This window comes from Streptomyces sp. NPDC060049 (assembly GCF_042736715.1).
Classification (GTDB): Bacteria; Actinomycetota; Actinomycetes; order Streptomycetales; family Streptomycetaceae; genus Streptomyces.
On sequence record NZ_JBHWVV010000009.1, the window covers coordinates 340,260 to 363,655 of the forward strand.

26 protein-coding genes are annotated in these 23,396 nt (G+C 72.2%); 12 read left to right on the forward strand and 14 right to left on the reverse strand.

What is annotated here, in order from left to right:
• Positions 1–11: 11 nt before the first annotated feature.
• The 5 genes from ACFWBY_RS19545 (at position 12) to lnt (ending at position 4,275) form a co-directional block, all read left to right on the forward strand.
• Positions 12–740: a TVP38/TMEM64 family protein gene (locus ACFWBY_RS19545; RefSeq protein WP_385342701.1), complete on the forward strand. Its 729-nt coding sequence runs from the start codon at positions 12–14 to the stop codon at positions 738–740.
• Positions 741–788: 48 nt separating this feature from the next.
• Complete coding sequence (locus ACFWBY_RS19550; RefSeq protein ID WP_385342699.1) at positions 789–1,667, forward strand: undecaprenyl-diphosphate phosphatase; 879 nt, start codon at positions 789–791, stop codon at positions 1,665–1,667.
• A gap of 281 nt (positions 1,668–1,948) precedes the next feature.
• Positions 1,949–2,125, forward strand: coding sequence for a hypothetical protein (locus tag ACFWBY_RS19555; RefSeq protein WP_385342698.1), 177 nt, complete (start codon positions 1,949–1,951; stop codon positions 2,123–2,125).
• A gap of 69 nt (positions 2,126–2,194) precedes the next feature.
• On the forward strand, positions 2,195–2,665 hold the full coding sequence (locus ACFWBY_RS19560; protein WP_385342696.1) for a nuclear transport factor 2 family protein: 471 nt from the start codon (positions 2,195–2,197) through the stop codon (positions 2,663–2,665).
• Positions 2,666–2,703: 38 nt separating this feature from the next.
• Positions 2,704–4,275 carry an apolipoprotein N-acyltransferase gene (gene lnt / locus ACFWBY_RS19565; RefSeq protein ID WP_385342694.1) on the forward strand — a complete coding sequence of 524 codons (1,572 nt, stop codon included), beginning with the start codon at positions 2,704–2,706 and terminating at the stop codon, positions 4,273–4,275.
• Here the strand turns inward: lnt and ACFWBY_RS19570 are convergent.
• Positions 4,220–5,125 (reverse strand): Gfo/Idh/MocA family protein, encoded by a 906-nt coding sequence (locus ACFWBY_RS19570; protein WP_385342710.1) that lies wholly within the window; start codon positions 5,123–5,125, stop codon positions 4,220–4,222. The genes lnt and ACFWBY_RS19570 overlap by 56 nt on opposite strands.
• Positions 5,126–5,242: 117 nt before the next feature.
• Between ACFWBY_RS19570 and ACFWBY_RS19575 the strand changes: the two genes are divergently transcribed.
• Complete coding sequence (locus ACFWBY_RS19575) at positions 5,243–5,767, forward strand: DinB family protein (RefSeq protein ID WP_385342693.1); 525 nt, start codon at positions 5,243–5,245, stop codon at positions 5,765–5,767.
• 115 nt (positions 5,768–5,882) lie between these two features.
• Positions 5,883–6,464 (forward strand): hypothetical protein, encoded by a 582-nt coding sequence (locus ACFWBY_RS19580; RefSeq protein WP_385342692.1) that lies wholly within the window; start codon positions 5,883–5,885, stop codon positions 6,462–6,464.
• Between the two features lie 65 nt (positions 6,465–6,529).
• On the opposite strand, the gene ACFWBY_RS19585 is transcribed toward ACFWBY_RS19580, so the two are convergent.
• From ACFWBY_RS19585 to ACFWBY_RS19620, 8 genes are all read right to left on the reverse strand, one after another.
• Positions 6,530–7,018 carry a hypothetical protein gene (locus tag ACFWBY_RS19585; protein ID WP_385342708.1) on the reverse strand — a complete coding sequence of 163 codons (489 nt, stop codon included), beginning with the start codon at positions 7,016–7,018 and terminating at the stop codon, positions 6,530–6,532.
• Positions 7,019–7,113: 95 nt separating this feature from the next.
• Positions 7,114–7,782, reverse strand: a complete 669-nt coding sequence (locus ACFWBY_RS19590) for a uracil-DNA glycosylase (protein ID WP_385342706.1) — start codon at positions 7,780–7,782, stop codon at positions 7,114–7,116.
• A 150-nt stretch (positions 7,783–7,932) separates the two neighbouring features.
• Positions 7,933–9,516 (reverse strand): ABC transporter substrate-binding protein, encoded by a 1,584-nt coding sequence (locus ACFWBY_RS19595; protein WP_385342690.1) that lies wholly within the window; start codon positions 9,514–9,516, stop codon positions 7,933–7,935.
• A gap of 152 nt (positions 9,517–9,668) precedes the next feature.
• Positions 9,669–10,451 carry an SDR family oxidoreductase gene (locus ACFWBY_RS19600; RefSeq protein WP_385342688.1) on the reverse strand — a complete coding sequence of 261 codons (783 nt, stop codon included), beginning with the start codon at positions 10,449–10,451 and terminating at the stop codon, positions 9,669–9,671.
• A 20-nt stretch (positions 10,452–10,471) separates the two neighbouring features.
• The gene (gene fabG, locus ACFWBY_RS19605; protein ID WP_385342686.1) at positions 10,472–11,233 is read right to left on the reverse strand and encodes a 3-oxoacyl-ACP reductase FabG; all 762 of its coding nucleotides are present in this window, start codon (positions 11,231–11,233) and stop codon (positions 10,472–10,474) included.
• 143 nt (positions 11,234–11,376) lie between these two features.
• Positions 11,377–11,760 (reverse strand): DUF3037 domain-containing protein, encoded by a 384-nt coding sequence (locus ACFWBY_RS19610; RefSeq protein WP_385342684.1) that lies wholly within the window; start codon positions 11,758–11,760, stop codon positions 11,377–11,379.
• The gene (locus tag ACFWBY_RS19615) at positions 11,757–12,596 is read right to left on the reverse strand and encodes a HipA family kinase (protein ID WP_385342683.1); all 840 of its coding nucleotides are present in this window, start codon (positions 12,594–12,596) and stop codon (positions 11,757–11,759) included. Before ACFWBY_RS19615 ends, ACFWBY_RS19610 begins: the two co-directional genes overlap by 4 nt.
• 18 nt (positions 12,597–12,614) lie before the next feature.
• Entirely contained in the window at positions 12,615–13,229 is a 615-nt protein-coding gene (locus ACFWBY_RS19620) for a cysteine hydrolase (protein ID WP_385342682.1), read from the reverse strand.
• A 91-nt stretch (positions 13,230–13,320) separates the two neighbouring features.
• Here ACFWBY_RS19620 and ACFWBY_RS19625 point away from each other — a divergent pair, with 91 nt between their 5' ends.
• A complete protein-coding gene (locus ACFWBY_RS19625; protein ID WP_385342704.1) occupies positions 13,321–13,779 on the forward strand; it encodes a pyridoxamine 5'-phosphate oxidase family protein in 459 nt (152 codons plus the stop codon).
• 58 nt (positions 13,780–13,837) lie between these two features.
• Here the strand turns inward: ACFWBY_RS19625 and ACFWBY_RS19630 are convergent, their stop codons facing one another.
• On the reverse strand, positions 13,838–14,758 hold the full coding sequence (locus tag ACFWBY_RS19630) for a LysR family transcriptional regulator (RefSeq protein ID WP_385342680.1): 921 nt from the start codon (positions 14,756–14,758) through the stop codon (positions 13,838–13,840).
• A gap of 74 nt (positions 14,759–14,832) precedes the next feature.
• Between ACFWBY_RS19630 and ACFWBY_RS19635 the strand changes: the two genes are divergently transcribed.
• Entirely contained in the window at positions 14,833–15,777 is a 945-nt protein-coding gene (locus ACFWBY_RS19635; protein ID WP_385342679.1) for a DMT family transporter, read from the forward strand.
• Positions 15,778–15,864: 87 nt separating this feature from the next.
• On the opposite strand, the gene ACFWBY_RS19640 is transcribed toward ACFWBY_RS19635, so the two are convergent.
• A complete protein-coding gene (locus ACFWBY_RS19640; RefSeq protein ID WP_385342677.1) occupies positions 15,865–17,196 on the reverse strand; it encodes an aminotransferase class I/II-fold pyridoxal phosphate-dependent enzyme in 1,332 nt (443 codons plus the stop codon).
• Positions 17,197–17,233: 37 nt separating this feature from the next.
• On the opposite strand from ACFWBY_RS19640, the gene ACFWBY_RS19645 reads away from it, so the two are divergent.
• On the forward strand, positions 17,234–17,947 hold the full coding sequence (locus tag ACFWBY_RS19645; protein WP_385342676.1) for a pyridoxamine 5'-phosphate oxidase family protein: 714 nt from the start codon (positions 17,234–17,236) through the stop codon (positions 17,945–17,947).
• On the opposite strand, the gene ACFWBY_RS19650 is transcribed toward ACFWBY_RS19645, so the two are convergent.
• Positions 17,929–19,011, reverse strand: a complete 1,083-nt coding sequence (locus ACFWBY_RS19650) for a DMT family transporter (RefSeq protein ID WP_385342675.1) — start codon at positions 19,009–19,011, stop codon at positions 17,929–17,931. The genes ACFWBY_RS19645 and ACFWBY_RS19650 overlap by 19 nt on opposite strands.
• 119 nt (positions 19,012–19,130) lie before the next feature.
• Positions 19,131–20,093, reverse strand: a complete 963-nt coding sequence (locus ACFWBY_RS19655; RefSeq protein ID WP_385342673.1) for a DMT family transporter — start codon at positions 20,091–20,093, stop codon at positions 19,131–19,133.
• A gap of 181 nt (positions 20,094–20,274) precedes the next feature.
• On the opposite strand from ACFWBY_RS19655, the gene ACFWBY_RS19660 reads away from it, so the two are divergent.
• A complete protein-coding gene (locus tag ACFWBY_RS19660; RefSeq protein WP_385342671.1) occupies positions 20,275–20,703 on the forward strand; it encodes an SRPBCC family protein in 429 nt (142 codons plus the stop codon).
• Positions 20,704–20,793: 90 nt separating this feature from the next.
• Here the strand turns inward: ACFWBY_RS19660 and ACFWBY_RS19665 are convergent, their stop codons facing one another.
• Positions 20,794–21,141: a PadR family transcriptional regulator gene (locus ACFWBY_RS19665; RefSeq protein ID WP_385342670.1), complete on the reverse strand. Its 348-nt coding sequence runs from the start codon at positions 21,139–21,141 to the stop codon at positions 20,794–20,796.
• Positions 21,142–21,237: 96 nt separating this feature from the next.
• On the opposite strand from ACFWBY_RS19665, the gene ACFWBY_RS19670 reads away from it, so the two are divergent.
• Positions 21,238–23,064: a WD40 repeat domain-containing serine/threonine protein kinase gene (locus ACFWBY_RS19670; protein WP_385342668.1), complete on the forward strand. Its 1,827-nt coding sequence runs from the start codon at positions 21,238–21,240 to the stop codon at positions 23,062–23,064.
• Positions 23,065–23,396 lie beyond the last annotated feature (332 nt).

Below are 23,396 nucleotides of genomic sequence, written 5' to 3' on the forward strand. Positions count from 1 at the left end.
AGTCTCCCGGGATGTCCCTCCTCCTCGCGCCGTGGACCCGGCTCTCGCTGCTCGTCGCGCTGCTCCTGGCGGCCGGCGTCTGCGTCGTGCTGTACGAGCCCCAGCGCCTGCTGTCGGAGGGCTGGCCCCCGGGGCTCCCGGTGGGCGCGGCGGTGCTGCTCTTCGCCGCGGCGTACGGGGTGTGCACGGCCGCCCTGGTGCCGCGGCCCCTGCTGAACCTGGCCTCCGGGGCCCTTTTCGGCTCCCCGTTCGGTCTGCTCGCCGCGGTCGCCGGCTCGGTCGTCGGCGCGGGCATCTCGTTCGGGCTCGGCCGGATGATGGGCCGCGACGCCCTGCGTCCGCTGATCCGCGGCCGCTGGCTGCAGGCGGCCGACGACCAGCTGGCCCGGCACGGCTTCCGCTCGATGCTGGCGGTGCGCATCTTTCCGGGCCTGCCCTTCGCGGTGGCCAACTACGCCGCCGCGCTGTCCCGTTGCCGCTGGCTGCCCTTCCTCCTCGCCACCGCGATCGGCGTGGTCCCGAACACCACCGCGTACGTGGTCGCGGGCGCCAGCGCCTCCTCCCCCTCCTCCCCCGCGTTCCTCGCCTCGTTCGGCTTCATCGCCCTGTCCGCGGTGGGTGCGGCGGTCGTCGCCTGGCGCAAGCGGCACCGGCTGGTGCCCGTCCGACGGCCCGCGCCCTCCCGCGAACTGACGCCCGTACACCCCCCTGTGGTCACGGCCGCACCCCACGGGCCCTAGCATCGGACCCGAACTGCCCGACGATCACAAGGACGAGCGCACCCCGACATGAGCTGGTTCGAATCCCTAATCCTCGGTCTCGTCCAGGGGCTTACGGAGTTCCTCCCGATCTCCTCCAGCGCCCACCTGCGCCTGACCGCGGCGTTCGCCGGCTGGCAGGACCCGGGGGCGGCCTTCACCGCGATCACGCAGATCGGCACCGAGGCCGCCGTGTTGATCTATTTCCGCAGGGACATCGCGCGGATCATCTCCACCTGGTTCCGCTCCCTGTACACGAAGGCGCTGCGCTCCGAGCAGGACGCCAAGATGGGCTGGCTGGTGATCGTCGGCTCGATTCCGATCGGTGTTCTCGGCCTCGCCTTCAAGGAGCAGATCGAGGGCCCCTTCCGCGACCTGCGACTGATCGCCACCACCCTCATCGTGATGGGCATCGTGCTCGGCGCCGCGGACCGGCTGGCCGCGCGTGACGAGGAGGGCGGCCGGCACCGCGCGATCCGCGAGCGCAAGACGCTCAAGGAGCTGGGCGTCAAGGACGGCCTGATCTTCGGTCTGTGCCAGGCGATGGCCCTGATCCCGGGTGTCTCGCGCTCCGGCGCGACGCTGTCCGGCGGGCTGCTGCTGGGCTTCACCCGCGAGGCGGCGGCCCGCTACTCCTTCCTCCTCGCGATCCCGGCCGTGCTGGCTTCCGGCCTGTTCGAGATCAAGGACGTCATCGAGGACCCGGGCCACATCTCCTGGCCCGAGACGATCTTCGCGACGGTCATCGCCTTCCTGGTCGGATACGCGGTCATCGCCTGGTTCATGAAGTTCATCTCCAGCAGGAGCTTCATGCCCTTCGTGATCTACCGGATCCTGTTGGGCATCGTGCTGTTCGCCCTGATCGGCATGGGCGTGCTGAGCCCCCACGCCGGCGAGTCGGCGGGCTAGTGCTGTGGCCGGGAAGGTGTGCCGGGTCCCGGTGTTCGGTGCGGTGCATCGCAAGGCGGAGGGCCACGGCTCGTACTGGGCGTACCGCCGTGGCCCGACAACGCGGCGAGGTGCCGTGCCGGGCGCCGCGACCCGGTGGACCTTCCCGGTCACAGCACTCGCGTCGCGGTTCACTGCTCCGCGTGAATCGGAGGCCGTTCGGGAACGTTCCCGGGCGGCCTTCGCGTCGTTGTGCCTGTAAGACCTGAAGCGACCTGAAGACGAGCGACAGGGGGTGTCCCATGGGGCGAGTGGTGTTGGAGCGGTTTCCGGCCGGAAGTCCGAGGGGGAGTTGGCCGGCCGAGGAGTACGCGGCGCAGCGGTTGCGCGAGGGCGTGGCGGCCGAGGTGGTGATGGACCTGGACAGCGACGCGTTCCTCGTCGTGGTCCGTCCCCGGGAGGCGCATTCCGGCCGCTGACCGGCCGCCGGATGATCCGGTTCCCGCATGCCCCTTGGCCTGCGGGCCCCGCAGCCCCACACTGTCCCGATGACGCAGCGTGTGGACCTTGCGGCCGTGATGGACCGGCTGGCGATCGACGAGGTGGTCACGGGGTACGCGGTGGCCGTCGACGACGGTGACTGGGCCGCGTACCGCGGCCTTTTCGCCCCGGGCGGGCGGGCCGACTACAGCTCGGCCGGCGGGATCGAGGGCCCGGCCGGGGAGGTCGCGGGCTGGCTCGAGGAGACGATGAAGCTGTTCCCGGTGCGCCAGCACCTCATCGTCAACCGGCTGATCCGGGTGGCGGACGAGGGCGGCTCCCCCGGCGACACGGCCGAGGTGCGGGCGGACTTCCTCAACCCGATGCGGCTGGCCGGCGAAGAGTTCGACGGGTCGGTCACCGCACCCAACTTCGTCGCCGCGGGCCGCTACGCCTTCGCCCTCACCCGCACCCCCCGCGCCGGCTGGCGGCTCTCCCGCGTCACCGTCCACGAGAAGTGGCGCCACGTGTCGGCATGACGCGCAGGGCTGTTCCACACTGGATGCGGAGGCGCGTCATGGTGCTCACCGTCCCGAAGCCGCGGCTGTGGTGGCGTGCGGCGGCCGCGCCCGCCGCCGGAGCGCTGCCCTTTCTCGCCTTTCCCGCCCCCGCGCTCTGGTGGTTCGCCTACGTCGCCCTCGTGCCCTGGATCCTGCTGCTGAGGTCGGCGCCCACCGGACGGCGCGCAGCCCTGGAGGGCTGGCTCGGCGGAGCCGGGTTCGTCTTCGCCGTGCACCACTGGCTGCTGCCCAGCCTGCACGTGTTCCTCATCGTCCTGGCGGCTCTGCTGGGCGTGCTCTGGATCCCCTGGGCCCTGCTGGTGCGCGAGCTCCTCGGGGGGACCCCGGGCCGGGGGCGGGCCGCGGCCGCGCTGGTCCTCGTACCGGCCGGGTGGCTGCTGTCCGAGCTGGCCCGGTCCTGGCAGGGGCTGGGCGGGCCGTGGGGGCTGCTCGGGGCCAGTCAGTGGCAGGTGCCGGCCGCCCTGCGGCTGGCCTCGGTGGGCGGGGTCTGGCTGGTCGGCCTGCTGGTGGTGGCGGTGAACTGCGCGGTGGTGCTGCTGATCGCGGTGCCGGGGGCGCGGTCGCCCGCGGTCGCGGGGGTGGCCGGGTGCGCGGTGCTGACGGGGGCGGTGTGGCTGTGGGCGCCGGGCCCTGAGGCGTCCGGCGGGCTCCGCGTGGCCGTGGTGCAGCCGGGTCTGACGGCGGACGGACCGAGCGCCCCGGAGCGGCGTTTCGCCCTCGGGGAGCAGCTGACCCGGTCCCTGGCGGGGCAGCGCCCGGACCTGGTGGTGTGGGGCGAGAGCAGTGTCGGCGAGGACCTGGCGACCCGGCCGGACCTGGCCCGGCGGCTCGCCGCCCTGTCGGCCGAGGTCGGGGCTCCCCTACTGGTCAATGTGGACGCACGGGCGGCGGACCGCCCCGGGATCCGTAAATCGGCGGTCCTCGTCGGGCCGCTTGGGCCCACCGGCGACCGGTACGACAAGATGCGCCTGGTGCCCTTCGGGGAGTACGTACCGGCCCGCACGCTGCTGGGCTGGGCCACGTCGGTCGGCAAGGCGGCCGACGAGAACAGGGTTCCCGGCGTCGCCCCCGTGCTGATGGAGCTGCCCGGACGGACGGACGTCCGCCTCGGCCCGCTGGTCTGCTTCGAGTCGGCGTTCCCCGACATGAGCCGCCACCTCGCCCGGAGCGGGGCCGCTCTGCTCGTCGACCAGTCGGCGACGTCCACCTTCCAGAACAGCTGGGCCCCGGCCCAGCACGCCTCGCTGTCCGCTCTGCGCGCCGCCGAGACCGGCCGCCCCGTGGTCCACGCCACCCTCACCGGCGTCAGCGAGGTCCGCGGCCCCGCCGGCGAGCGCGTCGGGCCGGCCCTGTCCACCTCGGCGAGCACGGCCCGCGTGTACGAGGTCCCGCTCGCCCGGGGCACGACCCTGTACGTCCGCTTCGGGGACTGGGCGGTGGGCGCCGCGCTGACGGCCCTGGCCGCCTACTGCGCGGTCGCGGGCGCCCGCTCCGTGCGGCCCGGGAGGCCGGTCAGCGCGCCTGCTCCAGAGCCGACTCCACCACCCGCTCGCAGAGCTCGTGGGTGAGCAGCGCGTCGCGGGCGCTGAGGGTGCGGCCCGTCTCCACGGCCGTCAGGAAGGCGTCCACGACCTGTTCGATGCCGCGCTGGCGGGCGACCGGCACCCAGTCCCCCCGTCGGCGGACCGTCGGCTGGCCCTTGTGGTCGATGATCTCCGCGAGGTTGACGACCTGGCGCTTGGTGTCCTGGCCGGAAACCTCCAGGATCTCCTCGGTGGAACCGGAGAGCCGGTTCATGATGCCGAGCGCGGTGAAGCCGGCACCCGACATCTGGAGCACCACCTGGCTCATCAGGCCCTCGCGCACCACGGCCCGCACGTCGAGGTGGTCGGCTTCGCCGGGCAGCAGGAAGCGCAGGGTGTCGATGACGTGGATGAAGTCGTCCAGGACGAAGGTGCGTACGTCCTCGGGCAGGCCGACCCGGTTCTTCTGCATGACGATCAGCTCGCGCGGGTGGTCGGCGCACTGCGAGTAGCCCGGCGCGTAACGGCGGTTGAAACCGACGGCGAGCGAGACCCCGCGCGCCTCGGCCAGTTCGACCAGGCGGCGCGAGTCCGCGAGATCGTACGCGATCGGCTTGTCGACGTAGGTGGGCACGCCCGCTTCCAACAGCCGTTCCACGATCTCGGGGTGGACGGCGGTGGGGGCGTGCACGAAGGCCGCGTCGGGTTTCTGCGCGAGCAGCGAGTCGAGGTCGGCGTGCAGGCGCTCGGCCGGAATGTGGTGGTGGGCGCCGACCCGCTCCAGGGTGGCCGGGGTGCGGGTCTGCAAGTGCAGTTCGAGCCCCGGGCGGGTGGCGAGGACCGGCAGGTAGGCCTTCTGCGCGATGTCACCGAGTCCGATACAGCCGACCTTCACCGGAGCCTCCAGATCATTGCTCGTGGATGCGCGCACCTCGTGGGATGTACGCAGCCTCGTGGGATGTACGCAGCCTAATCGCTGGTGGGCGCGGGCGCGTTCGACAAGGATGGGGTCATGACCCTCACCAGCGCATCCCACCGCACCGAACCCTCCACCACGGCGAACGAGCGCGACATGCTCGACGGCTGGCTCGACTACCACCGTTCCACTCTTGCCTGGAAGTGCGGGGGACTCTCGGAGGAGCAGCTTCGCGCGAAGCCCCTGCTGCCGTCCGAACTGAGCCTGCTGGGGCTGGTACGGCACATGGCGGAGGTGGAGCGGTACTGGTTCCGGGAGATCATGCTGGGCGAGGAGCTCCCCGAGCTCTACTGCACCGACGACGAACCGGACGGGGACTTCCACTTCGGCGGCCAGGACACCTGGGGCGAGGCGGAGCAGGTGTGGCAGACCGAGGTCGAGCTGGCCCGTCAGGCCACTTCCGGTCGTTCCCTGGACCTCGCCTCCGAGGCCGAAAGCCACCGCCGCGGCGAGGTGTTCAGCCTGCGCTGGGTCTACACGCACATGATCGAGGAGTACGCGCGCCACAACGGCCACGCCGACCTGCTGCGGGAGCACCTCGACGGATCCACGGGCGAGTAGCCGGGAGGGCGGGCCGTAACGGAACCCCGTCGAAGGCGAGTAGCCGTCACCCGTGCGGGGTGAATATCGGCTCCGGGTTTTCGCAACGGGGTCCTCGCACAGCAGAGTTGCGCGAGTGCATCCAACCCGAACCACGACGAAGCTGCTGCTCGGCGTCGCCTGCGCGATCTCGGCCGTCTCCGGCTGCGTGAATGTGAGCCCGGCCCCCATGCGGCCGGCGACCGCTCCCGGCACCCCGGAGGAACCGCCCCGGCACGAGGCCCGCGGTGGGCCGGGAACCACGTCGGTGGTCGTCCAGGCACCCGCCCTGGAGGCGCTGAAGGCGGCGCCGGGCCGGCCCGCCGGGCCCGCGCCCTCGGTCACCGGGCGGCAGGTCGCCGCGGGGACCGGGGCCCCCGACGCCCGGCGCGGAACGGCGGAGCGCGGAGCCGCCGGTACCGGCGCCTCACGCGGCGCTCCTCCGGTCCCGGACATCCCGGAGCCCCGCCATGCCGGTGAGCCCCGGGGCCACGCGGACGGGCGTCCCGGCGGCCACCGGCCTCGGCATCCCCGCTCCGAGGAGGCGCAGGTGCCCCGCGAGCTGGCCCGGGAGCTGCCGGTGCGGCCGGCCGACGTGTGCGCCCTGGGCCGCCGCCACGGACGCTGGCACCCGGACAGCCCCGAGGCCCGGATCTGCGCGGGCGTCCACGGCGGCTGACACCCGACCCGGCCCGGCCCCTGAACCCCGGGCGGATCCGCCCGGCCGGCTTACGAGGCCACGGCCTAGGTGTGCTGCTCCGGGAACGGCCGGTGTGCCTCGCCCGGTTCCGCCGCGAGCCGGCGCTCCAGCCGGGCGATGGCGGCCCGTACGCCGTCGCCGTACCCGTCGTCGCCCAGTGCCCCGGTGGCGGCCCTGGCCCGGGCCAGGTGGATCCGGGCCGCCTCGGGGCGTCGTAGCTTCACGTAGTCGGCGGCCAGGCTCAGGTGCAGCGAGGGGTAGAAGACCCTGACGGCCGGCGCCGGGCCGGGCCCGTCGGCGGCCGTCAGCGCGCGCAGGTCCCAGGCCAGCTCCTCGGCGGGGTCGTCCTGCGCGTCGGCCATGTAGTGGGCGAGCGTGCAGCGGTGCAGGGAGTCGCCGTCCTCGCCGATCTCGGACCAGATCTCGCCGAGCCGGTTGCGGGCCTCTTCGCGGTCTCCGGCGTGCAGCAGGATGACCGCTTGGCCGATCCTGGTCATGACGGCGTCCTCCGACGCCTCCTGCTGCTCGGTCAACGCGGCCTCCGGCTCGGTCTGCCAGACCTGCTCCGGTCTGATCGTCACGACGCTAGCCGCAGGCACCGGCAATGCCGCCTAGGCGCGGTCGCGCGTCAGCCCAGGTCCGGGATGCGCCAGTCGATCGGCGCATGGCCCTGGGCGGCGACGGCCTCGTTGATCTGCGTGAAGGGCCGGGAGCCGAAGAACTTCTTGGCCGAGAGCGGGGAGGGGTGGGCGCCCTTGACGACCACGTGCCGCCCCTCGTCGATCAGCGGGAGCTTCTTCTGCGCGTACGCCCCCCAGAGGACGAAGACGGCGGGGTCGGGGCGCTCGGCGACCGCGCGGATCACCGCGTCGGTGAACCTCTCCCAGCCCTTGCCCTTGTGCGAGTTGGGCTCGGCCTCCCGGACGGTGAGCACCGCGTTGAGCAGCAGGACGCCCTGGCGGGCCCACGGCATCAGATAGCCGTTGTCCGGAACGGGGGTGCCCAGCTCGGCCTGCATCTCCTTGTAGATGTTGCGCAGCGAGGGCGGGGTCTTGACACCGGGCTGCACGGAGAAGCACAGGCCGTGGCCCTGGCCCGCTCCGTGGTAGGGGTCCTGGCCGAGGACCAGTACCTTCACCTCGTCGAAGGGGGTGGCCTCGAGCGCCGCGAAGACCTGCTCTCGGGGCGGGTAGACCGGCCCGTTCGCCCGCTCCTTCTCGACGAACTCGGCGAGCTCCCTGAAGTAGGGCTGCTCCAGCTCCCCGCCGAGGACGGGGAGCCAGGACTCGGGCAGCATCTGGGTCACGGGGACAACCTCCGGTACGAGTTCTTCGAGACGTCGCGTCGCGCTCGCTCAACTGCTCGCGCGACTGCTTCAGAACCTACCGGGCGCCACTGACAACGCGGCCGCCGAGTCCGTGCCCGGACCCGGCGGCCACGGCGTCCGCTACCAGCTCGTCTTGCGGTACATCTCCCACACCTGCATGACGGTCTGCGGGTCGAGGGCCCGCTCGGCGCCCGCGATGTCGTCGCGCGCGGCGACGTACAGCTTGCCCTGCCACAGCGGGAGCAGCCGGACGTCGTCGGCGAAGATCTGCTGGGCCCGCTCGAACTCGTGGATGCCGGCCGACCGGTCGCCCTCGCGGCGCGACTTGGGCAGGATGACGCTGAGGATCTCGTTGGACTCGTACGGGGTGCCGACGGCGTTGTCCTTGCCGACGAACGGCGCGATGAAGTTGTCCGGGTCCGGGAAGTCGGGGAACCAGCCGCGGCCGAAGACCGGGTACTCGCCCTTCTTGTAGCCCTCCTGGAAGGCCTTCCAGGGCTGGCCGCGCAGGGTGATCTTGAAGAGGCCGCTCTCGTCCAGCTGGCGCTTGAGCTCGGTGAACTCGTCCGCGGTCGAGGCGCCGTACCGGTCGGTGGTGTACCAGAAGGTCAGCTCCACCGGCGTGGGGACCCCGGCGTCCTTGAGGATCTTCCTGGCCTTGCCGGCGTCGACCTGGCCGTACGTGTCGTAGAAGGGCGTCTTGTGGCCGACGACACCCTTGGGGACCATCGAGTACAGCGGCTCGGCGGTGCCCTGGTAGACCTTGGAGACGAGCGCCCCGCGGTCGACGATCTGGGCGATCGCCTGGCGCACCGGGGTCTTGGCGGCCTGCGGGTCCTTGGGGTTGAAGACGAGGTAGCGGATCTCCGCGCCGACGTTCTCGACGACCTGGACGCCCTCGTTGTGCGACTCGGGGGTCTGCAGGTCCTTGATCTCCGGGGCCGACAGGCCTCGGTACGTCGCGTCGATCTCCTTGGCCTTGAGCGCCGCGATCATCTTCTTGGAGTCCGTGAAGTACCGGATGGTCACGCCGTTGTTGCGGCGGTTGGCGAAGCCGGTGTAGCTGCCGTTGCGGTCGAGGACCGCTTCGCCGCCCTCTTTGTAGGACTCGAGGGTGTACGGGCCGGAGCCGGTGACCGCGGAGCCCTCCCGCAGCTTGTCGGCCGGGTACTCCTTCGGGGCGACGAGGGAGGCGGCCGGCGAGCCGAGCACGAAGGGGAAGGTGGCGTCCGGGGTCTTCAGGTGGAAGACCACCGTCAGGGCGTCCGGCGTCTCGATCTTGTCCAGGCTGCCGAAGAGGGCCTTGGGGCCGGCCGGGGCGTCGATGGCGCCGATCCGGTCGAGGGAGTGCTTGACGGCCTTCGCGTCGAGCACCTCGCCGTTGGAGAACTTCAGGCCCTTCTTCAGAATGCAGCGGTACGACTCGTTCCCGGAGTCCGTGAACTCACAGCTCTGCGCGGCGTCCGGCTGGGGCTTGGTGGCGCCCGTGGGGAAAGCCAGCAGGGTCTGGTAGACGTTCCGGTACAGCTCCCACGAGCCGTCCCAGGCCGCCGCCGGATCGAGGGTGGTGGGTGCGCTCGTCGTTCCGACGACAATCCGCTGTGCGCCGTCGCCGCCGTCGTCCGAGAACAGGCCGCATCCGGAGAGCAGGGATATGGACGCAAGGGCCGCAGTGATCTGCAGGCATCTGGTCCGGTTGAACACGTGCACGCTCCTCGATCAGCCAGGGGTGCGGCAGACCCTACCGCAGTGCCTCACAAATCCAATGGGTAGGTTTCGTGCGGCACTTGACCGAATACGTGCATATTCGGTACGCATTTGCCCCCTCTCTGGAGGCAAATGCGTCCGATTATCGGTCAGTGCACTCCGGCATTGAGGAACATTCCCCCGTCAACGACGAGAGTTTGCCCGGTGATCCATTCCGCTTGTGCAGATGTGAGGAAAGCCGCTGCCCCTCCGATGTCCTGCGGTACGCCGAGCCGGCCGAGCGGATAGGCCGCCGCGGCCTCCTGCTCGCGGCCCTCGTAGAGCGCCTGGGCGAACTTGGTCTTCACCACGGCGGGCGCGATCGCGTTGACCCGCACGCCCGGCGCCATCTCGTGGGCGAGCTGGAGGGTCAGGTTGACCATGGCCGCCTTGCTCATCCCGTACGCCCCGATGAAGGGCGAGGCGGAGACACCGGCGATGGAGGCGATGTTGACGATGGCCCCGCCGTTCTCCTTCTGCCAGGCGTGCCAGGTGCGCTGGGCGAAGCCGAGCGCGGAGATCACGTTGGTCTCGAAGACCTTGCGGGCCACCCCGAGGTCCAGGTCCGCGATCGGCCCGAAGACCGGATTGGTCCCCGCGTTGTTGATCAGGAAATCGACGCGGCCGAAGGCCTCCATCGTCCGCTCCACGGCGGCGGCCTGGTGGGCCTCGTCGTGCGCCTTGCCCGCGACCCCGATGACCCGGTCGGCGCCGAGCCGCTCGACGGCCTCCTTGAGGGCCTCCTCGCCCCGGCCGGTGATGCAGAGCCGGTCGCCGCGCGCCACCAGCGCCTCGGCGATCCCGTAGCCGATGCCCCGGCTCGCACCGGTGATCAGCGCGACCTTGCCGCTGTCCGCGCCGCCGCGCGCGGACCCGTACGCCTCGTCCGTCATGATCGTGACCCTGCCTCTCGTCAGTTGAGCGGGCCGCCGGCCACGTACATGACCTGGCCGGAGACGAAGCCGGCGGCCTCGCCCGTGAAGAACGCGATGGCGTTGGCGACGTCGTCCGGGCGGCCGACCCGCTGCACCGGGATCTGGGTGGCGGCCGCGGCCTGGAAGTCCTCGAAGCCCATGCCCACGCGGGCCGCCGTCTGGGCGGTCATCTCGGTGGCGATGAAACCGGGGGCGACGGCGTTCGCGGTGACACCGAACTTGCCGAGCTCGATGGCCAGCGTCTTGGTCAGGCCCTGCAGGCCGGCCTTGGCCGCCGAGTAGTTCGCCTGGCCGCGGTTGCCCAGCGCGGAGCTGCTGGAGAGGTTCACGATGCGGCCGAACTTGGCCTCCACCATGTGCTTCTGACAGGCCTTCGACATCAGGAACGCGCCGCGCAGGTGCACGTTCATGACGGTGTCCCAGTCGTTCTCGCTCATCTTGAAGAGGAGGTTGTCCCGGAGCACACCCGCGTTGTTGACCAGGACGGTCGGGGCGCCGAGCAGGCTCGCGACGCGCTCGACGGCCGCCTCCACCTGCGCGGCGTCGGAGACGTCGCAGCCGATCGCCACGGCCTTGCCGCCGGCCGCCGTGATCGTCTCCACGGTGTCCTTGCAGGCCGCCTCGTCCAGGTCGAGTACGGCGACCGCCCGGCCCTCGGCGGCCAGGCGTACGGCGGTGGCCGCGCCGATGCCCCGGGCCGCCCCGGTGACGATCGCGACGCGCTGCTCGGTGGTGGACATGCTGGATCTCCTTCGCCCTTGTGGTGGCCGAAACGGTTCCCATGGGTGAGCAACCGCTTAGTAGCTTCGGCTGAGGAGACGCTAGGAGCCCTGGCACCCGGTGTCAACGCCACCAGGTGCCAGGGCTCTCGAGGCTCCGCCGATCAGCGGACCAGCAGGTCGAGCAGCCGTTCCACTTCGGCGGCCGGGTCGGCCGTCAGTCCGGTGTGCACCGGGCCCGGCTGCACCACCGTGCTGCGCGGCGCGATCAGCCACCGGAAACGCCGACCGGCGTCGTCGCCGGCCGCCTGCCCCGCCAGCTCGCCGCCGCTGCACACCCCCTCGACGCCGCGCAGGGCGGCCCGCACCCCGGGCACGTCGGCCTTCGGGTCCAGGGCCAGGAGCTTGGCCTCGTCGAGGTGGGTGCGCGCGGCCACGTAGGAATGCGCCCGGCAGTAGACGATCACGCCGGCGTTGAAACACTCGCCGCGCTCCATCCGGGGCACCACACGCACCAGCGCGTACTCGAACACGTCCCGCTTGGTCACTCGCTGTCGCTCTTCATCTTCCGGGGCCGGGGGTCGAGGCGGTCGGCGAGCCAGCCGGGCGGACCCGACCGGGCCTTCACCTCGGCCTCCATCGTGATCCTCTCGTGGATCGTGGCCGCGCGCGGCAGCAGGGCCTCCACGTAGGCGCGGCGCAGCGCGTCGGTGGAGCCGAAGCCGGGCTCGTCGACCAGCCACTCGTCGGGCACGTCGGCCGCGACCTCGGTGAGCACCTGCTCGGTCACGAGAGGTGCCAGCTCGGCGGCCGCCCGGGCGATGTCCGGGCCGACGGGGGCCAGGACGTGGTCGGAGGCGTTGTACGGCTTGGCGGCCGCGCTCTCGGCGGTGGGCCAGTTGTGGTGCCAGATCATGGTGGCGCCGTGGTCGATGAGCCAGAGGTCCCCGTGCCAGACCAGCATGTTGGGGTTGCGCCAGGACCGGTCGACGTTGTTGATCAGTGCGTCGAACCAGACCACGCGCCCCGCCTCCAGGGGATCCACCCGGTACGCGAGCGGGTCGAAGCCGATCGAGCCGGGAAGGTAGTCCATCCCGAGGTTCAGCCCGCCGCTGGCCTTGAGCAGCTCCTGGACCTCCTGGTCGGGCTCGCCGAGCCCGATGACGGGGTCGAGCTGCATCTGCACCAGCCGCGGGACGCGCAGCCCCAGCCGCTGGGCCAGGCGGCCGCAGATGACTTCGGCGACCAGGGTCTTGCGGCCCTGGCCGGCTCCGGTGAATTTCATGACGTAGGTCCCGAGGTCGTCGGCCTCGACGATCCCCGGGAGCGAGCCGCCCTCACGCAAGGGCGTGACGTAGCGGGTCGCGATCACTTCGGACAGCATCCGCCCAGGTTACGGGGGTCAGTGCGCGGTAGCCCACTGAGTAATGAGCGCTTCGGCCGTGGTGATGGCCGCGACGAGGGAGAGGGAGTTGCGGATCACCTCGGCGGTGCACGCGGCGGGCACCCCGGCGATGGCGTCGGAGGGGACCACGACCTGGTAGCCGAGGTTCACGGCGTCGAAGACGGTGTTCGGGATCGCGATGTTCGAGGAGACCCCGGTGACGACGAGCGTGCGGATGCCGAGGTTGCGCAGCAGGGCGTCCAGGTCGGTTCCGGCCATCGGTGAGAGCCCGTGCAGGCGGCGCACCACCAGGTCCTCTTCGGCGACGGTGATGGGGGCGGCGACCTCGACGGCCGGGCTGCCGGTCAGCTGGCGCACCGGCAGCCTCCCGGCCGCCCGGAAGAGCCGCGCGTTGGTACTGGCCCCGAGCCCGTCCGGCCGCCGCTCGGCGACGGCGTGCAGTACCTGTACGCCGGCTCCGCGCGCCGCCTCGACGAGCGCGGCGACCCGGTCCAGCATTCCGGAGTCCCGGGCTTCCTTCGCGAGTTCCGGCAGGGCGCTCTCCTCGCCGACGACACCGCTCTGGCACTCGACGGTGAGCAGCGCGGTGGTGGCGGGATCGAGTTCGGCCATGGCTCCCCCTGGCGTGGCGACGGAAGAGCACCCATGATTCCTGACACACAGTCAGATGTGAAGGGGCGCGGAGCGGATGGACGAGACACGCGTGGACAAGGCGCAGCGGCGGGGCCGCCGCATCATGATGACCGACGGGGAGGTCGACCTCTTCCTGCGCGAGCAGCGCACCTGCCGAGTGGCCACGGTCTCCCCCGACGGGCGCCCGCACGTGGGCGCGCTCTGGTTCGCCTGGGACGGCACCTCGCTGTGGCTGTACTCGATCACCCGCAGCCGGCGCTGGTCCGATCTGCGCGAGGACCCCCGGATCTCGGTGGTCGTGGACGCCGGCGAGGAGTACGGCGAACTGCGCGGCGTGGAACTGTCCGGCAACGCCGTCTTCGTCGGCGAGGCCCCGCGTACGGGCGAGCCCTGCGAGGAGCTGGCGGAGGCCGAGCGGATCTTCCCCGTCAAGAACTTCGGCATCACCGAGATGCCGCACGACGGGCGGCACGCCTGGATCCGGCTGACCCCGGAGTCGATCGTGTCGTGGGACTTCCGCAAGATCTAGGCCGTCGCCTTCGGACCGTGTCGGCCCGGCAAGATCCGAAAGAGACGGCCTCAGGTCACTAGTGCGGGACCTGGTCCCCGCCGTCATCGGCCGCCGCCCGCCGCAGGGCCTCGACGGCCGCCCGGATCGAGGGCCGCCGGCCGGCGTCCGCCCGCCAGACGACGTACACGTGGCGGCGGACGCTGTCGCACACCGGCAGCAGCCGGACCCCCGGCGGCACCGGCCCGCGCCCCAGTCGCGGGGCCACGCAGACACCGAGTCCGGCCTCGACGAACGCCAGTTGGGTGTGGTGCTCCTCGGCGATGTGGGCGATCCGGGGCTCGACACCGGTGCCGCGCAGGGTGTGGACGAGCCACTCGTGACAGAACTGGCCCTCGTTCCAAGAGATCCAGTCGTCGTCGGCGAACTCGGAGAGGGAGATCCCGGGGCGGCCGGCCAGCCGGTGGCCGACCGGCACCGCGATGTCCACGGAGTCGTCCAGGAGGTGCGTCCGGGTGAGCTCCGCCGGCACCGGCATGCGCTTGTTGTGCCAGTCGATGGCCAGGGCCAGATCGAGGTCGCCCCGCACGACGGCGGCCAGGCCCTCCTCCGGCTCCTGTTCCCTCACGTGCGGGCGCAGTTCGGGGTGATCCGCGCGCAGGGCGGCCAGGGTCCGGGGCAGCAGCCCCCGCATGGCGGTCGGGAAGGCGCCGATGCGCAGCTCGCCGACGACGCAGCCGCGGCGGGCCTCGACGTCGGCCTGGGCGAGCTCCACCTGGGAGATGATCCGGGCCGCATGGTCGGCCAGGAGCCGGCCGGCGTCGGTGAGCCGGACTCCGCGCCCGTTCTTGGCCAGCAGCGGCTGGCCGACCTCGCGCTCCAGTTTGGCCATCTGCTGGGACACGGCGGAGGTGGTGACGTGGAGGCCGTCGGCGGCGCCGCTGACCGAGCCGTGGCGTGCGAGGGCGTCGAGCGTGCGAAGGCGCTCCAAGTTCAACATATAAGCAATGCTACGGCGTCCCGCCCAACAACTCTCGCTTGTCCTACGAGGTCGCGCGGGCGAGAGTAACGGTCATGAGCGCACCCACCACTCCTCACCCGGCATCCTCACCCTCCCCCACCATCACCCCGTCGACCCCCGCCGCCGGGCGGCTGGACTGGCGCCTGCGCTTCGCGGTCCTCTCCGCGATCTGGGGCTTCAGCTTCCTGCTGATCAAAGTGGGCACGGAGGCGTACGCCCCCTTCCAAGTCGCTCTCGGCCGGGTCTTCTTCGGCGCGCTCGCCCTGCTCGCCGTGCTCCTGATCCGCCGGGAACCGCTCCCCCGGGGCAGACGCACCTGGGCCCACCTGACGGTGGCCGCGCTGCTGCTCAACGCCCTGCCGTTCTCGCTCTTCGCGTACGCGGAGCTGACCATCCCCTCCAGCCTCGCCGGCATCTGCAACGCCACCTCGCCACTGTGGGGCATGGCGCTCTCCCTGGTCGCCCTCTCCGAGGACCGCCCGACGCGCCGCCGGTTCGCGGGCCTGGGCCTCGGCTTCCTCGGCGTGCTCACCGTCCTCGGCGCCTGGCAGGGCTTCTCGGGCATCGACGCCAAGGGCACCCTGCTCGCCCTGCTCGCCGCGCTCAGCTACCCGATCGGCTGGATCTACATCCGCCGCACGATGGCTTCGACCCCGGGCTCGCCGCTGGCCCTCACGAGCGCCCAGCTCCTCATCGCCACGGTCCAACTGGGCGCAGTCAGCGTCCTGTTCACCTCCGCGCCGACCTCCTTCCCGCTCTGGCCCACCCTGTCGGTGATCGCGCTCGGCGCACTGGGCACGGGCATGGCGCTGCGGATGCAGTACGGCCTGGTCACGGAAGTCGGCCCGACCACCGCGCAGATGGTCACCTACTTCATCCCGGTCATCGCCACGACGGCGGGCGTCCTCCTGCTGGACGAACAGCTCCACTGGAACACCCCGGTCGGCGCGGTCATCGTCCTCGCGGGCGCGGCCCTCAGCCAGCCACGCCGTTCCTAGGCCGGCTCTTCGGATCTCGCCGAGCCGGGTCCTGTCGTCACAGCGGCGCCCGGCCCGACCGTGACGCCAGGACCCGGCCGGGCCGGGTCAGTCGAAGCGGCCGCCGGCCTCGGGGCGGACGGCCGCGGCGACCGCCGCCGCCAGCCGAGGCACCTCCGACAGGGACAGCGCCGACACCGTCATCCGCACCCCGGGCCGCGATTCCACCCGGAACCGGGCCCCCGGAGCGACGGCCCAGCCCGCGCCCAGCAGGCTCGTCACCACCGCCGTCTCATCGGCGACGGGCACCCACACGTTCATCCCGCTCCGCCCGTGGGCCCGTACGCCCCGTTCGGCCAGCGCGGCGACGAGCGCGTCCCGCCGCTCCCCGTAGGACCGCGCGACCGCCGCGTGGTCGACCGCTCCCGCGTTCCACAGCTCCACCACCGCGTACTGCAGCAGCCGGCTCACCCACCCCGGCCCCAGCCGCTGGCGGCCCCGTACCCGGTCGAGCGTCACGTCGTCGCCGGTCAGCACGGCGAGCCGCAGGTCCGGCCCGTACGCCTTCGCCGTGGAGCGGACCAGCGCCCAGTGCCGCGTGACCCCGCCCAGCACGTGCAGCGGCAGGTCCACGATGCCGTGTCCGTGGTCGTCGTCGATGACCAGCACCTCCGGATGCCCGGACAGCACCGCCCGCAGCTCCCGCGCCCGCTGCGCGCTGACCGCGGCCCCGGTCGGGTTCTGCGCGCGGGCCGTCACGAGCAACGCCCGCGCTCCCTCGGCCAGGGCGCGCGCCGCGGAGTCCGGCACCGGCCCGTCGTCGTCCACGGCCACCGGGACCACCCGCAGACCGAGCCCCGGGATGAGGTCCAGCACGCTCCCCCACCCCGGGTCCTCGACCGCCACCGCGTCCCCGGGCCGCAGGTGTGCGGCCAGCACCCGTTCGATGCCGTCCAGCGCCCCCGAGGTCACCGCGACCGCTCCGGCGGGCACCCCGTCGGCGTCGAGGCCCGCCCTGGCGAGCCGCGCCAGCTCCGGAACGACGGGGTCCATCCCGTAGAGCGTCGGCTCCTGGGCGTAGCGCCGCGCCGCGCCCGCCAGAGCGGCGTCGAGCGGGGGCAGCAGCCGCACGTCCGGGTTGCCCGAGGTGAGGTCACGCGCCCCCTCCGGTACGGCCATGCCCCGTGCGTCGCGCGGCGCGGTCGCGGGCCGGGACCGCACCCGGCTGCCGCGCCGGCCGTCCGTTTCGATGACACCGCGCTCGCGCAGCGTGCGGTAGGCCGCGGCCACGGTGTTGGGGTTCACCCCCAGCACACCGGCGAGCTCCCGCATCGGCGGCAGCAGCGCTCCCGGCGCGAGCGCGCCCGAACCGACGCCCGACTCGACGCTGGCCGCGATGTCCGATGCGCGCCGCCCACTGATCCGATAGTCTTCTAGCACAAAGTCCAGTATGCACTAATACAACGGAGTCCGCACGATGAGCGCCACGTCTGCCCCGGAGACCACCACGGCCACGGCGGCGGCCACGGAAAGAGCGGCCGCCCCGTACGCCCCCACCGACCGCACCGTTCCGACCCGGTCCCGCGACCGGGCGCGCTACGACCGCGAGACCGTGCACGCGATACTCGACCAGGCCTACGTCTGCCACCTGGGCTTCGTCCGCGACGGCGCCCCCGTGGTCCTGCCGACCCTCTTCGGCCGGGTCGGCGAGACCCTCTACATCCACGGCTCCACCGGCTCCCGGCCCCTCCTCGCGGCCGGCAAGGCCGACCCGGGACTGCCGGTCTGCCTGACCGTGACGCACGTCGACGGCCTGGTGCTGGCCCGCTCGGCCTTCCACCACTCGATCAACTACCGCTCGGTGGTCGTCCACGGCACGGCCTACGAGGTGACCGACCCGGACGAGCGCCGGACGGCCCTCGACGCACTGGTCGACCACGTCGTACCCGGCCGCTCCGCCGACTCGCGGCCGGCGAACGCCAAGGAGCTCGCGGCCACCGCCGTGATCCGCCTGGACCTGAACGAGGTCTCCGCCAAGGTCCGCACGGGCGGGCCGAACGACGACGCCGAGGACCTCGGGCTGCCGTTCTGGTCCGGCGTGGTCCCGGTCGCGCCGGCGTACGGGACCCCGGTCCCGGCCGCCGACCTGACCCCCGGCACGACCGTCCCGGACTACGTCACCGCGCTCTGAACCCGGTCGCCGGGCCGCCCCTGCACCCCGTCCGCCGGCCGGTCCGCGGATCCGCCCGCAGACGGGTCCGCAGAGCGGTCCGCCGGGCGCCGCGACTCGGCGGCGATCAGCGCCCCCACCGCCGCCAGCAGCAGTACGGTGCCCAGCACCACCGCACCCGTCAGCCGCTCCCCGAGCACCAGGACGGCGATCGCCGCCGCGCCGACGGGCTCGATGAGCATGATCACGGAGACCGTCGCGGCCCGTACCTCGGCGGCTCCGCTGAAGTAGAGCGCGTAGGCCAGCGCGGTCGGCACGGTCGCCATGTACGCGAGCAGCCAGAGCGTCCGCACGGGCTCCGCGGTGTGCGGAAGCAGGCCCTCCACCACCGCGGCCGGCAGCAGGCACACCGTGCCCACGGCGACCGACCAGACGGTGGTGACCAGCGGGTCCCCGCCGGCGCCGCGCTGCCCGAGCAGCCTGGCCCGCAGGGTCATCGCCCCGTATCCGGCGGCGGACAGCAGCGCCCAGCCGACGCCGAGCGGCCGCACCTCGCCGCCCCCGCTGCCGAGGACGAGTACGGCCAGCCCGGCCAGCGCCCCGCCGACGGCGACGGCACCGCCCCGCCCGAGCCGCTCCCCCATCCAGTACCGGGCCCCGAGCGCGATGAGCACGGGCCCGGCTCCGAGGGTCACCACGGTGCCGACGGCGAGGCCGGTCTCGCGCACCGCGGCGAAGTACGCGGACTGGAAGAGGGTGAAGAGCAGCCCGGTCCCGATGAGCGACCCCACCGAGGGCTTCGCCCGGTCCCGGCCCGGCCGCGCCTTCCCCGACCGGATTCCGCCGGTCCGCAGACGGCGTACGGCGAGTACCGCGAGCAGAACCGCCAGCCCGCCCGCGCACCTCCAGAACGACAGGGAGAGCGGGCCGAGGTCACTGGCGAGGAAGATCAGCGAGGCGGCCGCCCCGGCGGTTCCCCAGGCGGCTCCGGCGACTACGAGGTACAGCAGACTGCGCCCGACGGCGGGCGAATGGTGCGACACGAGAGGTCTCCGCGTGCGTGAAGGATGAGAGGAGCAGGTCATCGCTTCGCGGGCAGCGCGAACCCGCCCGGGTCAGGCCCGGGCCGGGTCTCGTACGCAGTGGCAGCCGCCCGCGCTAGGCGGCGGGAGGCGGAAGCACGGTCGAAGGCATGATCGGCACCCTAGACCCTGCTCGGATCCCGGTCCAGCGCGGACAGCGGCTCCGCCACCACCCCGGGCGCGGCCGGGCGGGAGGTCTGCGCGATGAAGGCACCGACCAGGACGAGCGCGCCGCCGACGATCTGCCAGGTCTCCAGGTGCTCGCCGAGCAGCACCCAGGCCAGTACCGTCGCCACGACCGCCTCCAGGCAGGCCACCACGCCCGCGACCTGCGGCGAGAGCCTGCGGACGGAGACCACGCCGGTCAGGTACGCGAAGACGGTCGCGATCAGCACGACCCAGCCCAGCAGCACCGGCGCGGGGACCATCAGGTCGCCGACGACCGCGTCGCCGCCCAGGACCCGCCAGTCGAGCTGCCACGGCCGGGCGATGACGGTCATCACCAGGGTGCCGATGATCATGCCGTACGCGATCACGCCCATCGGGTCGGGCACGTCGTCGCCGTCGCTGCCCTGGTCGGCGAAGACGAAGTAGAAGGCCTGGCAGCAGGCGGCCGCGAGGCCGAGCAGCACCCCGAGCAGGTCGAGGGTCAGCCCGGCCCAGATCTGGACCACGCAGGCGAGCCCCACCACGGCCACGGCGGCGCCGGCCGCGGCGGCCCGGGTCACCGGCTTGCGCTGCACGAAGCGGATCCAGCCGAGCAGCAGCGCCGGGCCGAGGTACTCCAGCAGCAGGGCCACGCCGACCGGGATCCGGGAGAGCGAGGCGAAGTAGAAGGCCTGGACTCCGGCGACGGCGATGAGTCCGAAGCCCGCGAGGAGCAGGGGTTTGCGGCGTATGAGATCGCGATGGCGCCAAGCCAGCGGGGACAGCACGAGCGCCGCCCCGGCGACCCTGAGCCAGACCACGTGGAGCGGGTCCAGACCCGCCTCGATCAGCGGCTTCGCCGCGACTCCCGAACCACCGAACGCGATCGCCGAGACGAGGGCGAGGCCCAGTCCGGCGTGTCTCCCTGACGCTTGCATTCGGACATCATGACAGGGCAGGTCAGGAGCGTCATCGTGGTGACACCTGTTGAGACACACCCGATACCGGACGCGGCGGCGCCCGGGCCGCCCTTCCATATCTGACAGGTCGTCAGTATTGAATGTTGCGTCCGCCGGGACTACGTTCCGCCGCACGTACCTGACGAGAAGGGGTGGTCGCATGGCTGAAGTCACCGCGGAATCACGCATCGAGGCGTCCGCCGCGAAGCTCTGGTCCCAGCTGACCGACTGGGACGCTTACGGCCAGTGGAGCATGACCCACACCAACTTCCCCAAGGGCGGGCCCGAGACCCTCGCGGTCGGGGCCACCTTCGCCGAGAACATGAAGATGATGGGCTTCCCCGCCGAGGTCCTCTGGACGGTCTCGGAGCTCGAGCAGGAGCGCGTCATCGCCATCACCGGCAAGGGCCCCATGGGCGTGGCCGTCCTGACCCGCTACACCCTGGTCCCGGACGGCGGGGCCACCACGGTCCGCATCGACGGCGAGTTCACGGGCGCCGCGGTCTCCCTGATGGCGGGCAAGCTCAAGGACTCGGCCACCGCCGCGCTGAACGAGTCGCTCCGCAAGCTCGCCGGCCTGGTCGCCTGACCGCCGGCCCGTCCGTACGTACGACGGCGCGCCCCGCGAGAGGACTCACGGGGCGCGCCGCTCCGTGCGGGAGCTCCCGCCGGACCGCGCTCAGTGCTCGTCGGCCAGGATCAGGCAGAGCTTCTTGCGCGTCTCGTTGACGACCGCGAGGGCCTTCTCCCGCTGGGCGGGGGTGCCGGTCCTGAAAACCTGGCCGAAGGCTTCCATCAGGCCGAAACCGGCCGTCCGGACCTCGTTCATCGCCTCGAAGTCGAAACCCCGTCCGGCTTCCGCCCAGGGGGCGTCCGGGCCGGACCCGGCCTCTGCGCGACCGGCTTCGGTGAGCGTGAACAGCTTCTCGCCGCCCTCGCTCGCGCGGTCCACCGCGTCCGCCCCGCCCGCCGAAGGGCGGTCCGAAGGGCCCGAAGGCGGCGCGCCGCCCCTCTCGACCGTTCTCACTCACTGAAGATCGACCGGCCGGAACCCCGAGGCCTACCGCGCACAGATCGATGACATGAGCCGGTCAGGTGGCGTCGGTGCGTTCATACTGTGCGCGTGGAACACATAGGCGGATTCACCCTTGGAGCCAAGCTCGGCGAGGGCGGGATGGGAACCGTCTACTTGGCATATTCGCGCGGCGGCCGCGCGGTTGCCGTGAAGGTCGTCAAGCCCGAGCTTGCGGCCGACCCGGCCTTCCGTGCCCGTTTCCACGTCGAGGTGCAGGCGGCCCGCGATGTGGGCGGGGTCCACACCGCACCAGTTGTCGATGCGGACCCCAACGGCAAACCTCCGTGGCTGGCCACTGCCTACGTGCCCGGGCCCAATCTCTCTCAACTACTGGCCGCCGAGGGCCCGATGGACGAACCTCACCTTCGGCAACTGGGCGCCGCCTTGGCGGAGGCGCTGGCGGCTATCCATTCCTGCCACCTGGTACACCGGGACCTCAAGCCGGGCAACATCATCATGGCTGAGGGCGGCCTCCGGGTCATCGACTTCGGCATCGCGCGGGCCATCGGGTCCACACGCCTTACGGCGACCGGAGCGATATTCGGCACACCTGGCTATCTCGCGCCCGAACAGGTTCTGGGCGGACAGGAAGTCACCGGCGCCGCTGATGTGTTCGCACTCGGCGTGGTCCTGGTTGCGGCGGCGGGTGGCTCTGCCTGGGGTGAGGACCAAGCGATGCCACTGATCTTCCGGGCGGTCCATCAGTCACCGAACCTTACGGCGCTCCCACCGGGGTTGCGCGAGGTGGCGGCGTCCTGCCTGGCGAAGGATCCGACGGCACGCCCGACCCCCTCCGAGCTCCTAGACCTTCTGGCAGGGCCGTTGCCGAAGGAGCCCGGCCGTAGGCCGGACCCGCCGGCACCCCCGCCAACGCCGCCAGGCACCCGTCACGACCTCAGGCCGACGCCCCAGGCGTCCACCCTCCTCTCGGGGCCTGCCTGCACGCTGCTCCGCACGTTGAAAGCGAAACGTGGCGGGGGGCGTGTGACCGCGATGGGGTTCAGCCCGCACGGCCACACCCTCGCGGTGAGCTACAGCAGTTCGGACGTCCGCATCTGGGACCCGCGCACAGGCGCGCAGCTCCGCCTCCTGTCCGACCGCACCGACCACACCGACCGCATCCACTCCGTTGCGTTCGGCCCCGACGGCTGCACGCTCGCCACTGGTGGCGACGGCAAGGTGATCCGCCTGTGGGATCCGCGCGCGGGCACGCTACGCCGTCAGTTCACCGGACACAGCGGGACCATTGACTCCGTGGTGTTCAACCCTGACGGCGGCACCCTCGCCATCGGCACCTACGCTGAGGCTCGCCTCTCGGATGCCCGCACGGGCAAGGGATTGGCCGCCCTGCCCGGCGCCACGGGCCCGGTGGCGTTCAGCGCGGACGGGAACACCCTCGCCACAGGCGATGCCGAAGGGCGCGTTCTCATCTGGGAACCACCGACCGGCCGACGACCCCGTCATCGGCTAAAGACCGGAAAGCCGTCGCACATCAGCGCGCTGGCGATCACCCCCGACGGCCGCACCATCGCCGCAGCCGGCAACACCTTCGCCGAAGATGGCAAGGTGTTGGCCCACGTCTGGGACACGCACACCGGCAAGCGGCACCATCGGCTCACCGGGCACACCGACAGCATTGGCGCGCTGGCGTTCAGCCCCGACGGCCGCGTGCTCGCGTCCGGTGACAACAGCGGCACGATGATCGTCTGGGACACCCACACTGGTGAACAGCTGCTGATTCTGACCAAGCAATCCGAGAAAGTCCAAGCCGTGGCATTCAGCCCGGACGGCAGCATCCTCGCCGTAGACGGCTACAACCTCGCCGTAGGCTGCCTTGACGGGAGCGTCCGTATCTGGGCGATCCGTACGAGGTAGCGCCGAGGCAAGCCTGATAGCCGCCGGAATTTCAGCGCCTGCCCGGTCCGGTCCCCTGCGGGACTCGGTCCCGGCCGCTCCCGGCGCGGCCCGGGCTCGGCCGCTCCCGGCGCCTGCTCAGGCATGCCCGGTCTCGAAGCGGCTCACCTTCGCGCCGTCGACGGTGAACCGCCACGCCGTCCGCATCTCGCCCCAGGTGTCGTTGCGGAACTCGCGACCAGACCGAGCCCGTCCGGCGTCTGCGTCTGACGTGGGTGGCTGCACCGCCGCCCCTCAGGCGGGCGGCGGCCGCGGGGGCGCTGACAGCAAGGTGGCGAGCACGCTCCGCCCCG

Coding starts and splice junctions, on each gene's coding strand:
- ACFWBY_RS19545 (WP_385342701.1), top strand. CDS start 12: ATGTCCCTCCTCCTCGCGCCGTGGACCCGGCTCTCGCTGCTCGTCGCG.
- ACFWBY_RS19550 (WP_385342699.1), top strand. CDS start 789: ATGAGCTGGTTCGAATCCCTAATCCTCGGTCTCGTCCAGGGGCTTACG.
- ACFWBY_RS19555 (WP_385342698.1), top strand. CDS start 1,949: ATGGGGCGAGTGGTGTTGGAGCGGTTTCCGGCCGGAAGTCCGAGGGGG.
- ACFWBY_RS19560 (WP_385342696.1), top strand. CDS start 2,195: ATGACGCAGCGTGTGGACCTTGCGGCCGTGATGGACCGGCTGGCGATC.
- lnt (WP_385342694.1), top strand. CDS start 2,704: ATGGTGCTCACCGTCCCGAAGCCGCGGCTGTGGTGGCGTGCGGCGGCC.
- ACFWBY_RS19575 (WP_385342693.1), top strand. CDS start 5,243: ATGACCCTCACCAGCGCATCCCACCGCACCGAACCCTCCACCACGGCG.
- ACFWBY_RS19590 (WP_385342706.1), bottom strand. CDS start 7,782: ATGCTGCCCGAGTCCTGGCTCCCCGTCCTCGGCGGGGAGCTGGAGCAG.
- ACFWBY_RS19600 (WP_385342688.1), bottom strand. CDS start 10,451: ATGACGGACGAGGCGTACGGGTCCGCGCGCGGCGGCGCGGACAGCGGC.
- fabG (WP_385342686.1), bottom strand. CDS start 11,233: ATGTCCACCACCGAGCAGCGCGTCGCGATCGTCACCGGGGCGGCCCGG.
- ACFWBY_RS19615 (WP_385342683.1), bottom strand. CDS start 12,596: ATGCTGTCCGAAGTGATCGCGACCCGCTACGTCACGCCCTTGCGTGAG.
- ACFWBY_RS19620 (WP_385342682.1), bottom strand. CDS start 13,229: ATGGCCGAACTCGATCCCGCCACCACCGCGCTGCTCACCGTCGAGTGC.
- ACFWBY_RS19630 (WP_385342680.1), bottom strand. CDS start 14,758: ATGTTGAACTTGGAGCGCCTTCGCACGCTCGACGCCCTCGCACGCCAC.
- ACFWBY_RS19635 (WP_385342679.1), top strand. CDS start 14,833: ATGAGCGCACCCACCACTCCTCACCCGGCATCCTCACCCTCCCCCACC.
- ACFWBY_RS19645 (WP_385342676.1), top strand. CDS start 17,234: ATGAGCGCCACGTCTGCCCCGGAGACCACCACGGCCACGGCGGCGGCC.
- ACFWBY_RS19650 (WP_385342675.1), bottom strand. CDS start 19,011: ATGACCTGCTCCTCTCATCCTTCACGCACGCGGAGACCTCTCGTGTCG.
- ACFWBY_RS19655 (WP_385342673.1), bottom strand. CDS start 20,093: ATGCAAGCGTCAGGGAGACACGCCGGACTGGGCCTCGCCCTCGTCTCG.
- ACFWBY_RS19660 (WP_385342671.1), top strand. CDS start 20,275: ATGGCTGAAGTCACCGCGGAATCACGCATCGAGGCGTCCGCCGCGAAG.